8 protein-coding genes are annotated in these 12,101 nt (G+C 47.9%); 5 read left to right on the forward strand and 3 right to left on the reverse strand.

Translation table 11 applies throughout. From position 1 onward, the window contains the following. Positions 1–9: 9 nt before the first annotated feature. The 4 genes from mfd to IL_RS07805 are packed head-to-tail and all read left to right on the forward strand — an operon-like array spanning position 10 to position 6,873. Positions 10–3,492 carry a transcription-repair coupling factor gene (gene mfd / locus IL_RS07790; RefSeq protein ID WP_011234763.1) on the forward strand — a complete coding sequence of 1,161 codons (3,483 nt, stop codon included), beginning with the start codon at positions 10–12 and terminating at the stop codon, positions 3,490–3,492. A 15-nt stretch (positions 3,493–3,507) separates the two neighbouring features. Next, positions 3,508–4,605: a peptidoglycan binding protein CsiV gene (locus IL_RS07795; protein ID WP_011234764.1), complete on the forward strand. Its 1,098-nt coding sequence runs from the start codon at positions 3,508–3,510 to the stop codon at positions 4,603–4,605. A gap of 17 nt (positions 4,606–4,622) precedes the next feature. After that, positions 4,623–5,102, forward strand: a complete 480-nt coding sequence (locus tag IL_RS07800) for a MarR family winged helix-turn-helix transcriptional regulator (protein WP_011234765.1) — start codon at positions 4,623–4,625, stop codon at positions 5,100–5,102. A gap of 1 nt (position 5,103) precedes the next feature. Then, on the forward strand, positions 5,104–6,873 hold the full coding sequence (locus IL_RS07805) for an ExeM/NucH family extracellular endonuclease (protein ID WP_011234766.1): 1,770 nt from the start codon (positions 5,104–5,106) through the stop codon (positions 6,871–6,873). Here IL_RS07805 and IL_RS13625 read toward each other — a convergent pair. After that, positions 6,777–7,826 (reverse strand): hypothetical protein, encoded by a 1,050-nt coding sequence (locus tag IL_RS13625; protein ID WP_011234767.1) that lies wholly within the window; start codon positions 7,824–7,826, stop codon positions 6,777–6,779. The two genes, IL_RS07805 and IL_RS13625, sit on opposite strands and share 97 nt — an antisense overlap. A gap of 99 nt (positions 7,827–7,925) precedes the next feature. On the opposite strand from IL_RS13625, the gene msrB reads away from it, so the two are divergent. Continuing rightward, a complete protein-coding gene (gene msrB, locus IL_RS07810) occupies positions 7,926–8,984 on the forward strand; it encodes a peptide-methionine (R)-S-oxide reductase MsrB (RefSeq protein ID WP_272940785.1) in 1,059 nt (352 codons plus the stop codon). A gap of 14 nt (positions 8,985–8,998) precedes the next feature. Here the strand turns inward: msrB and asnB are convergent, their stop codons facing one another. Both asnB and IL_RS07820 read right to left on the reverse strand, forming a co-directional pair. After that, positions 8,999–11,014 (reverse strand): asparagine synthase (glutamine-hydrolyzing), encoded by a 2,016-nt coding sequence (gene asnB / locus IL_RS07815; RefSeq protein WP_011234769.1) that lies wholly within the window; start codon positions 11,012–11,014, stop codon positions 8,999–9,001. A gap of 18 nt (positions 11,015–11,032) precedes the next feature. Continuing rightward, positions 11,033–12,100, reverse strand: a complete 1,068-nt coding sequence (locus tag IL_RS07820) for an aspartate/ornithine carbamoyltransferase family protein (RefSeq protein ID WP_011234770.1) — start codon at positions 12,098–12,100, stop codon at positions 11,033–11,035. Position 12,101 lies beyond the last annotated feature (1 nt).

Below are 12,101 nucleotides of genomic sequence, written 5' to 3' on the forward strand. Positions count from 1 at the left end.
TGAGTAGTCATGACTAAGGCATCTGTATTAAGACCCCCTTTTCCTCCGGCAGCAAACAAAGACCTTACCTGGCAGGAGTTGCATGGCAGCTCGCCGGCAATGGCGATAGCGAGGCTAATTGACGCCACGCCAGGGCGGGTTTTAATTGTCACCGCAGATGCTAACCAGGCACACCGGTTAGAACAGGAAGTGAAATACTTTGCCGGTGAGCACACCGAATACCATGACGACATTACGCTTTTTCCCGACTGGGAAACTTTGCCTTACGACAGCTTTTCGCCGCATCAGGACATTATTTCTGACCGACTCAGTGTGCTGGCACGCCTTCCTGATGCAAAGCGCGGCGCACTGATTGTCAGCATTAATACCCTGCTGCACCGAATTGCTCCAACCTCTTTTGTGCAGGGGCAAGCGTTACAAATTGAAAAAGGCCAGCAACTCGATAGCCTGAAGCTGCGCCAGCAACTTGAGAATGCCGGTTACCGTCATGTTAATCAAGTAATGGAGCATGGCGAGTTCAGTGCCCGCGGCTCTATCTTAGACTTATACCCTATGGGCAGCCAGACACCTTACCGACTCGACTTTTTTGACGACGAAGTCGATACCATTCGGCCGTTTGACCCTGAGACTCAGCTATCAAAAGATCCAATAGACGGCATTAACTTGCTGCCCGCACACGAGTTTCCACTGACAAAAACGGCAATTGAACGCTTTCGCGCAAATTACCGTGAGCACTTTGAGGCGAGCACTGAGCGTGAATCGGTGTATCAACAAGTCAGTAAAGGCCAGTTACCTGGTGGTATAGAGTACTATCTGCCGTTATTTTTTGAAGAAACTGCCAGCTTGTTTGATTACCTTCCCGAAGACACGGTATTGGTTACTTTCGGCAACATTCAGGCGAGCCTGGAACGACTGTGGCAGGATATTAACCACCGCTACGATCAGCGTCAGTTTGACCCTTTACGGCCGTTACTGCACCCCAATGAGCTGTTTCTTCCGGTCGATAATATTCACGCCGGTTTCAAACAATATCGTCGGGTACGGGCCAATGTACCGGCAGAAATGGCCCAACCCGGTCCGACGCCATTTTTGACACAGGCTGTAACGGAAATTGCAGCTGACCATCAGCAAAAGCAACCCTTTGCCAAGTTAAAGACCAAACTGGAACAGGCTTTGACAACGGGTGACAAAGTTCTGCTGTCAGCCGAGAGCGCAGGCCGCCGCGAAGCCTTACGGGAAATTGTCAGCAAGCTTGGTTTTCAGGTAAGACTTTGCTCGGGGCTGGATGAATGCCCAACCCAACAAATTGGGTTAATCATTAGCCCCATTATTAATTCATTTTATTTACCAGACGCCAAACTTTGGTTTATTACCGAAACCGAATTATTTGGTAATCGAGTGGTGCAAAGCCGTCGACGTCAGCAAAAAGCCACTGTCAGTGCCGATACACTGATTCGCAATTTAGCAGAACTGCAAGCCGGTCAGCCCGTTGTTCACCTGGACCACGGTGTTGGTCGTTATCAAGGGCTGACAACTTTAGATGCCGGAAATGTCACCACCGAATTTGTTACCATTGAGTACGCAGGTGGCGCAAAACTTTATGTTCCGGTAGCAAACCTGAACGTTTTAAGCCGCTACAGTGGCGGTGAAGAAAGCCATGCGCCGTTAAACAAACTGGGGAACGACAGCTGGGACAAGGCCAAAAAACGTGCTGCGGAAAAAGTCCGTGATGTTGCGGCTGAACTGCTCGACATTTACGCTCGCCGTGAAGCGAAACCCGGCTATGCATTTAACATTAACGAAGAAGATTACCAACGTTTTGCCGCCGGCTTTCCGTTTGAAGAAACCATTGACCAACAGACTGCAATTGATGCGGTTAAGCAGGACATGCAACAGCCCCGCGCTATGGACAGACTGGTTTGCGGCGACGTGGGCTTTGGTAAAACTGAAGTGGCCATGCGCGCGGCCTTTATTGCAGTTAATGAAGGTAAACAAGTAATGGTGCTGGTTCCTACCACCCTACTTGCCCAGCAACACTACGAAAACTTCAGTGACCGTTTTGCTGATCAGGCCATTCGGGTTGAAGTGCTGTCGCGCTTTAAAACCGCCAAGCAGTCAAAAGGCATTCTTGAAGACTTATCCAACGGCAAAGTCGACATTGTTATTGGTACCCACAAGTTACTGCAAGACAATGTTAAGTGTCATGACTTAGGTCTGCTTATTGTCGACGAAGAACACCGCTTTGGTGTAAGACAAAAAGATACAATTAAACGCCTGCGCGCTGACGTAGATATTCTGACGCTAACCGCAACACCGATTCCGCGTACCCTGAATATGGCCATGAACAACATTCGTGACCTTTCAATTATAGCCACGCCACCAGCTAAGCGACTGGCAGTAAAAACCTTTGTCCGCGAATACGACGAGCCAACGGTTCGTGAGGCAATATTGCGTGAGATTCTGCGCGGTGGTCAGGTTTATTTCTTACACAACAATGTCGACACCATTGAAAAAACTGCGGCCGATATTGAAGCTCTGGTTCCGGAAGCGCGGGTTGTGGTTGCTCACGGACAGATGCGTGAACGTGACCTTGAGCGCATTATGTCGGACTTCTACCATCAGCGGTTTAACGTGCTGGTCTGTACCACCATTATTGAAACCGGTATCGACATACCCAGCGCCAACACCATTATTATGGATCGCGCCGATCACCTGGGTCTGGCGCAGATGCACCAGCTGCGGGGCCGGGTCGGACGTTCGCATCATCAGGCTTACGCCTATTTATTGACGCCACACCCCAAACGCATGACCAAAGACGCACACAAGCGCCTCGAAGCGATTTCTCAGCTGGAAGACCTGGGTGCCGGCTTTATGCTTGCAACTCACGACCTGGAAATTCGTGGTGCCGGCGAGCTGCTGGGCGATGATCAGAGTGGTCAGATTGAAAGCATTGGCTTTACTTTATACATGGACATGCTGGAGCAAGCGGTTAAAGCTTTAAAAGAAGGCAAAGAACCCGCGCTTGCGCAACTGCTACACGAACGTGCTGAAATTGACCTGAAACTGCCGGCACTTTTACCTGAAGCTTACATACCAGACGTCAATAATCGTTTAAGTTTGTATAAGCGAATAGCCAACTGCGAAACAAGCAAAGAGCTTGATGATCTGCAAGTAGAATTGATTGATCGTTTTGGCCTGTTACCGGACGCCGCAAAAAACCTGATTCGGCAGACACAACTTCGCAATAATGCGGAACAGTTAGGTATACGCAAAATTGATATTGGTAATCAGGGCGGTATTATTGAGTTTGCCGACGACACGAAAATTAACCCCGAGATAATTATTGGGTTAATTCAAAAAGCGCCCAGCTATTATAAGCTGGACGGGCCGAATCGTTTACGTTTGAGTCAACCACTGGAAGATACTCAAAGCCGCTTAAAACTGGTAGAGTCTCTGCTAGACGAGTTTGCAGAGCAATCTCAGGCGGCGTAACACAGGAGTGAATAAATGGCGCTGGTACATCGGGGTGTAAAATCGGTACTGGGTTTAGCAACAGCATTAACGGCTTTAGTGTCTGTAAATGCAGCGGCCCAAACAGATAAAGATTATTGGCGCTGGTTTGAAGTTGAAGTTCTGGTCTTCAAACAAACCGCTACCGATCAGTCCGGTGAAAACTTTTCTTTAACCATGCAGCCTATTGCGGTTAATAAAAGCCGGGATTTATTAACGCCTCACTACAGCCAACAAAACCGCTCTCTTCGCAGCGCTCTGCCTGTTTGCGAAGCATTCTCTGAACAAAACTGGCAAATTGATATTGCCTGTCGGTATGACAATGAAGAACAATGGATACCCATTGCCGGTAACCCATTCGCACCGGAACACAGGTTATCTGAAATGACCTCTACTGAGGTTGTTATTGATGGCCCCGGTGGCGATATAACGAAGGCTTCGCAACCTTTCCTGATGCCTGCAGATGCGCTCGAACTCTCTCCTATCAGAACCGAACTCGAGCGCAAAGGTCAGGCTAAACCTCTGTTGCACCTTGCCTGGAGGCAACCGGTATTTACCCGGGGTGTCGGTCGTAAAATGCGCTTATTTGGCGGTAAAAATTATGGCAACGACTTTTTCTACAATGGTTTTCCCAAAGAGCAGGAGCAACTCGATACACCGCTGGCCAGTGCTGGCCAGGAGCAGCGCATGGATAATATCCAACGCCTGTTCAGCGTTATTAAATCAGGGACCGAGCCCTTTATCAGCTCAGACGATAACATACCGGTTCGCCCACCTCTGACCGCAGCAGGAAACCCTCAGCTTGCCTGGGAGTTTGACGGCTTAATGCATATTTTCCTGGTCGGTAACTATCTGCATATTGACGGTGAATTCAACTTACGCGAACAAGATAAAATTAAGCGTATAGCCAACGACTTAGAAACTCAGGCGGCGTATGCCCTTAATGGTGCGAGTAAACAAGCACCCTATTTACGTAGCTATTATTTTTCTCAGTTACGGCGAGTTATCAGTCACGAAACACATTACTTTGATCACCCTAAACTCGGGGTCGTCGTTCAAATTCGCCGTACTGACTTATCGGCTCCAAGGTACTAATAAGTTACGAGGCAATTATGGAAAAGTACGAAGAACTGCTACTGGCCTTAAGAAAAGTGATTCGCGCCATCGACTTATACTCTAAGCAGCTAAATAAGTATTCCGGATTAACCGCGCCTCAGTTATTAATTTTGCGTGAAATAAATGCGGCGAACGGCATAACCGCCAGTAAAGTGGCACAAAATATCAATCTAAGCCCGGCAACCGTATCTAATGTCATCGAACGCCTTGAACATCGGCAGTTAATCCACAGACACCGTAGTGAACAAGACAAACGTAGGGTTTCTCTGTACCTCACTGAGCAGGGCCTGACTCTACTGGAAAAAGCGCCACAGCCGTTGCAGGAAGATTTCATCGAAAAGTTTCAGGCACTGGATGAATGGGAGCAGTCGTTGCTGCTCTCGTCAATGCAAAGAATTGCCAATATGATGGATGCGGAACGTCTCGACGCCGCGCCCGTACTTGAAGTTGGAAGCTACCATAAACTGGACCACTAACATGCACAAACGACTACTTAGCTTATTACCCGCTCTGCTTTTATCGGGAGCTGCAATTGCAGAAACCTGTGGAAGTGACAAAGGGATTATTCCTATTTCACAGGTGCAGGGAGACAGTGAACAGTCTCCAAAGGTTGGTAAGCAAGTAACCGTGCGCGGTATTGTTACCGCAGGCTGGCAGCCATCTGAACAGCTTGGCGGCTTTTTTCTTCACAGTTTGCCCGAAGACATGGATGGGAACCCTGCCACTTCAGAGGGGTTATTTATAGCAACCAATAAGCAGCATTCACAAATTAATAACGGTGAATGGGTAAGAGTTACAGGACAAGTTGAAGAGCGTTCGGAATTAACCTCGTTAATAGAGGTATCCAATATAACAACCTGTGGTGAAGCAAAAACACTTCCTGTGACAACTGAGCTGGAGCTTCCGGTTGAATCACTTGACGCGCTTGAAGCCTTAGAAGGTATGCCTGTCATTTTATCCGCTACTAAAGGCGAGAGCCTGACGGTTTCCGGCAATTACAATTACCCTCGCTACGGTTTTTTCGATATTTCCGCAGGGCGCTTATGGACGCCAACTCAAGTCGTTATGCCGGGAAAAGACGCGAAACTTCAGGCACAGGAAAACGAATTGAACCGGTTGCAGGTTGATGACAACAGCAATGTTATCGAGCCACGTCCACTGCCATTTTCAGAGCTTCAACATGGTGAACAAGGTAGTCTACGTTCGGGTGCAACCCTGAAAAGCTTCTCCGGTATTATCAGCCAGTTCAATAACCGTTACCGAATTCAGCCAACCGACGACTTAGAACTAGAAACACCGTCGGTGCAACCGCAACTGGCAGAGAAGTCAGATAAGGCCTTGCGCATCGCCAGTTTTAATGTGCTGAACTTCTTTAATGGAAACGGCGTCGGACAAGGTTTCCCGACTCCCAGAGGAGCTGACACGCCTGAGCAAATGCAACGACAACAGAAAAAAATTGTTGCCGCACTAACAGCTATTGATGCTGATGTTATTGGTTTAATGGAAATTGAGAATGACGGATTTGGTGAGCGCAGCGCAATAATGCAACTGGTCAAGGCACTGGAGAAAGCATCAGGGAAAGATTATGCAATAGCTGAGCCGCGTGCAGAAAAAATCGGAACAGACCAAATTACTGTCGGTATTATTTATCAGCCGCAGCGCGTAAAACCAAATTCTCACGCGATATTTACACGTCAGGGGCCTTTCTCCTGGGGAAGCCGGCCTCCTCTTGCACAAAGCTTTATCGACGCAAACACAGGTAAAGAATTCAGTGTTGTGGTAAACCACTTCAAGTCGAAAGGCAGTTGTCCGGAAGACTCCGAAAGCCCAAATAGTAATCAAAATGATGGGCAGGCGTGCTGGAACGACTTAAGACTTCAGTCCTCGCGAGAGTTAATTCAATGGATTCAGAGCGAGTCTTTAGCAAACTCGGTATTACTAGGTGATTTTAACGCTTACTACCAAGAAGACCCGGTGCGTTATTTTGCTGACAATGGTTTTTATAACCCTTCAGGCGCAAAAGACTATTCTTACGTTTATGACAGTCAGGCCGGGGCTTTGGATCACGTTTTTGTTACAGACTCACTTAAAGACGCGATTCAGGAGGTGTATCACCTACCCTTTAATGCTGACGAACCCCAGCTATATGATTACCGCGATGAGGCGTACTTTGCAGAAGGCCCATTTCGCTCTTCTGACCATGATCCATTAGTACTGGACTTAGTTTTTTCTGGCTCTGGCATGTAGGCATTATCGGTTCCGAAGTGAACCTCGAACTCAACACCAAGCAACCACTGACCGTTACGCTGTTCTGTCATAAGATTGCGAGGCCAGTGGTACCCAACCCAGGTTTCCACAAAAAACCAGTCCCGTAAGTATCGTTGACGATTAAGAAAGCGCAATCCATAGTCCTGAACAGGCACTTCATGGTCAGTATTGCCCTCTATCCAGGTTTCTGTCGCCCAGGCTTTTTCCTGCCCATACAAATGATATAAACGCGCAGTACTGTTCCAGCGAATACCGTCTGTTTCTTCTGCAAAGGTGCCTTTAGAAGCCCACCTTAATAGCCATGTATCAGTTAATGTGGCTTCATAATCCACTCTCTGTGCAACACCAAAGCCGTCACTGTCGCGCCAGAAAGCTGAAGACTGCATACGAACTTGCTGATTGCCTGAAAAAACAAAACCTGTCATGTAGCGGGCTCTGGCATAGGTATCAAACCGTAAACCACCACGGATACCTATACTGTAGGACACTCGATACGCTTCGTTAATTTCGGGATCAAAACCTAAACCCACTAGCCACTCTTCGTCTGACTGAGGAGAACGAATAACTGAAGGGCGACCGGTAGAATCATCATCCAGAAACTCATTTTCATCAACCCGGCCAATGAAAGCTGAAACGTTTTCTTTTAGCTTAGGTAAGGTTACCCGGGCTCTAAAACGCGACTTAACTTCAAAGCCATCGTACTGATCCCATTGCGGCGCAACCGAAAGCCGCCCATATGAACGTTCATATTGATTAATGCTTTCATTTCCGAACAAGCCGTCAAACCAACGCGCGGTTACATCTACCGAGGTTCCAAGCCCGCTGCGGAAACTGTCCAGCCACATACCATCTTCTTCATCAGCTTGTTGAGCTTCTGTAGCTGACTGGCAACCAAGACTAAAAATAAAAGCTAACCAAGTAATCTTTTTCATATTGAACGGTCTATAACTAAACACCACCTTTGGTTGGAGAACACTATGTCGTTTCGCCTTATAATTGTTATTGTCGGTTTGTTAGTATCTTGTTTCAGCATGGCACAGAATAGCGAGCCAACAAAGCAAAAAAATGAAAAAGTCGCGACTTTTGCCGGCGGCTGTTTCTGGTGTGTTGAAGAAGCCTTTGAACAAATGCCCGGAGTCCGGGAAGTCATTTCTGGCTTCAGCGGAGGTGACGAAGTCAACCCGACATACGAAGAGGTTTCAGCAGGTAAGACCGGGCATACGGAAGCAGCTCAGATATACTACAACCCCGATGTCGTAAGCTACGCGGCATTACTTCAGAAGTTATGGCGTATCAGTGACCCGACAGACAACGACGGACAGTTTGTTGACCGCGGTAAACAGTATCGCCCCGCTGTTTTTTATCATAATGATGAACAAAAGCGCATAGCTATGGAGTCGCGCGAATGGCTGGATAAAAATGGCCCCTTCCCTGACCCGGTGGTTATTGAAATAACACCCTTTAAGAGCTTCTACAAAGCTGAAGAATACCACCAGGACTATTACGACAAGAACCCCGTTCGCTACCGCATTTATACCTACAACTCGGGGCGTTATGACTTCGTTGAAAAGCATTGGGGCGATACCTCGGACGTTGACTATCAGCAATTTACGAATGACAACCCGACAGGTAAAGCTGAGCAGCAAAGTTTCGTTAAACCTAGTGACAGCGAACTGAAAAAACGCCTAACGGATATTCAGTATGCAGTGACTCAGGAAGACCAAACGGAACCCGCCTTCGATAACCGCTACTGGGACAATGAGCGCAAGGGTATTTATGTAGATGTAGTAAGTGGTGAGCCACTTTTCTCTTCAGCAGATAAATACGAATCGGGTACCGGTTGGCCAAGTTTTACTAAGCCCATAAGCCCAGACGCGGTAGTAGAAAAAGATGACAGCAGCTGGTTCTATACCCGGACTGAAATTCGCAGCCGCAAAGCAGACTCTCATGTAGGCCACGTTTTTAATGATGGTCCACCGCCTACTGGTTTAAGATACTGCATGAATTCAGCGGCACTGCGCTTTATTCCTTTAGAAAAAATGGAGGAAGAAGGGTACGGTGACTACATTCCTGCAGTCACCGATGATTAGTTAAGCGGTAATAATTAGGCTGTCCAGCCCAGCTCAGTAGCACGCTGCTGAGCCTGCGCGGGCACATCAGTAGCTACAAAATGATGGTGCAGCACCTGAACACCAAGCATATGGTTGATGACGGCATCAAGCTGCACACGCTCTTCATTCGGAACATTCTCATCCTGATGCCGTTCAAAGGTCCGCACCACTTCGTCGTAGTCAAGTAAACCGGCTGACTTAACTGCCTCAGCATTCAGGAATTGCTCCGCCAGCTTCTCAACAGCTTTCCACTTCTCCGGGTCGGTGTGCGCCGGCGGTGCCATAAAAGCGAACTTCTCACGTTTATACAGCGTTTCCGGCAACAAGCCTTTCATGGCTTCACGCAACACATATTTTTCTTTATTGCCTTTAATGCGTAGGTGCGGCGGCACAGTGAAAGCGTATTCCGCCAAGTGATGATCTAAAAATGCCGGGCGCGCCTCCATTGAATTAGCCATATCCACCCGGTCGCCGCCCCAGGTCAGAATTTGCCCCTCAAGCATGGTTTTAATCCAGACATACTGAGCTCTGTCCAGCGGATGCCGACCATCCAGCATGTCTTTATCAAGCGTGTTGGCAATAGCCAGGCTGGGGTCATAGCCTTCAACCTGTTTTCGCTTGTTCTCCGACATAAGCGGCAGCGCAACCGATGAGCAGGAAAGCCACGGCTGCACACAACTTGGAGTAAAACCCATTTTCTGGTTAAAAGCTTCGCTGACAAACTCTTCGCGAGCCAACATCGCGCCTTTAAAGAGTTTATTGTTTTTCTCCAACAGCTCCTGCCACTCAACCCGCTCTACTTCCGGTAAATGGTCGAGTCCATGCAGGAACATGTCCTTTCTAAAAGCCGGGTAACCGGCAAAGAGTTCATCAGAACCCTCTCCGGTCATCACGACTTTATAGCCGGCTTCATGCACCTCTTTACTCATCAGGTACTTGGCTACGCCCAGCGTGTTATATATGGTTCGTTCTGTATGCCACAAAGTTTTTACGAAATGGTCGTAAAGGTCATCGGCTTTAAGCCGCATAATGTGGTGATCAGCCTTAGTAGCTGCAGCCATTTCTTCTGCAATAGGTGTTTCATCATAGTCAGCAGAATCGAAACCTATGGTAAAAGCTTTTACCGAGGTTTGGGTTGAGGCGGACGCAAGTCCCAGAATGGCACATGAATCAATGCCACCGGACAAATAGCAACCTACAGGTACGTCAGCTGTCATTCGGTGCTGAACGGCTTCCAGTAGCTTAGCGCGGACCCCTTCAATATAAGATTCCTCGTCAACATCCGCTCCCGGATAGCTCTCTTCCGGCGGAAAATCGACATCCCAGTATTTATGTTCCGTTGCAACCACTTTGCCATTTTTACGCTGCAACTTAACCACATAACCCGGCTGAACCTGATTAATCCCTTCAAAAGCCGTAGAGCCCGGCACCATCACTTGAATCAGTTGGTGGTATAAGCCCTCTGCCGAAAACTCCCGCTTAACGTCCGGGTGAGCAAACAACACTTTCAGCTCAGAGCCAAACACCACGCCATGCTCCGTTTCCGTCCAGTATAAAGGCTTAATTCCAAATCTGTCGCGCACCAGGTACAGGCTTTCATCTTTTGCATCGAATAAGCCGAAAGCGAACTCTCCACGAAGCTCCTTTAGGGTGTCCTCCAGTCCGTAACGCTCAAACAGGTGAAGAACAATTTCAGAGTCGCTTTTACTGTTAAAGCGTGCGCCACGAGCGGTTAAATCCGCACGTATGCGTTTGAAATCGTAAAACTCGCCGTTATGAGTCAGCATCAGTCGTTTATCGGCTGATATAAAAGGTTGCCGACCTCGCTTTTCATCTAGGTCGATAATGGATAAACGGGCGTGACTAAATCCTACGCCGTAGTCTTGTTGTACTTCATAACCAAACCCGTCGGGACCACGATGATGCATTATCGCAGCCATATTAACTAAGGTTTGGGGTTCAATCGCTCTTTCCGTTTGATGATGAAAAACGCCAGCAATTCCGCACATTCTTTGCTTTTCCTCGTATCAGACGACATCAATGACGCGTTCAGCTCGCTGTACCATACAGGTCAGCAGCGCCATACGTAAAAACACCGCACCCCTTGCCTGGCTGAAATACCAGTTATGAGGCGTATGGTCGAGATCGGCGGATAATTCTTCACCGCGCGCTAAAGGGTGTAAAATAATCGCGCTGTCTTTTAGCGGAGACTGCGCCGTTAAGTGAAACTCACTGCCATAAGTACTAAAGGTATCACCTTCCCACGAAATCGCGTTGATATAAACCACGTCGAGCTCTGGTAGTACCTGCTCTAAATCCCGGGTCGTACGAATCTTTATTCCGGCTTGCTCAATCTGTTCTCGTTGCTCACTTCCAAACAGCTGAGTCGACGATTCCTCGTCATGAATAATGACAATTTCATCAATTGCTTTTGGAAACTTCACTAAACATTTAATAAAGCTGCGCACGGTACGCATTTTATTTGGCACACCAATAATGCCAATTTTTATCGGCGCTTTATCGGCTTCGTCCGTCACTAAATCGGGACGCCATTTAAACAGTGCGTACATATCCGTAAGCGCCTGAGTCGGGTGTTCATCTGAACCATTACCCGCATTAATAATAGGAATGCGCAGCGAATCGATCATCTCTTCCAGTGAGGTTTCATTATTGTCCCTCAACACCACGCAGTCACCATAGTTATTAAACATTTCAGCCACATCGGCTAAACGTTCACCTTTGGCTATGCCGGTAGTAGAACGGTCAGTAATTGACATAATATCGCCGCCCAGACGGTGCCAGGCGCTTTCAAATGACAGACGAGTACGAGTACTTGGCTCGTAAAACGCGCTGATTAAAATTTTGCCCTGTAATGAGGTACTAAAACGACGAGGGTTAGCCTCGTACTTTGCAGCAAGCCGGAACAGTTGCAGCATCCCCAGCTGCGAAAACTGATCAGCAGACACAACATGCTGATTCGACAAGTTCAGCAAGTAATCACCATCTTCCTGAATTGCTTTTAATAACGCCTTTGGATGAGCATCGCCGCAAACATCGGGGCGCTCTCGTTCAAAGGAGACATCCTTTATAGTCATA

The sequence above is a fragment of the Idiomarina loihiensis L2TR genome (assembly GCF_000008465.1).
GTDB lineage: Bacteria > Pseudomonadota > Gammaproteobacteria > Enterobacterales > Alteromonadaceae > Idiomarina > Idiomarina loihiensis.